This window comes from Cupriavidus sp. SIMBA_020, from assembly GCF_046535395.1.
GTDB classification, from domain to species: Bacteria; Pseudomonadota; Gammaproteobacteria; order Burkholderiales; family Burkholderiaceae; genus Cupriavidus; species Cupriavidus campinensis.
On sequence record NZ_JAWRWU010001006.1, the window covers coordinates 1 to 258 of the forward strand.

Annotated in this window: 1 pseudogene; it reads left to right on the forward strand. The window is 65.1% G+C overall.

Annotated features, from left to right (window positions below):
- Positions 1-258: pseudogene (locus SB751_RS32505) on the forward strand (two-component sensor histidine kinase); the annotation flags it as partial.

Consider the following 258-nt stretch of genomic DNA (forward strand, 5'->3'; position numbering starts at 1 on the left):
GTCTTCTTCAGCATGGAGCTGGGGCCGCGCGCCAATCGGATGGCGCAGCGGGTGATCACGGCCGTCAATATCACGCGCACCGCGCTGATCTATTCCCATAACGGCGAACGCAGCAAGCTCCTGCTCGACCTGGCCACCAACGAAGGCATCCAGGTCTATCCGCGCGAGGTCACCGACTTCGCCGAGGCCCTTCCCGACGACGATTACTGGCAGCGCGTGGCGCAGCACATCCGCACGCGCTTCGGCCCGGAAACCCAG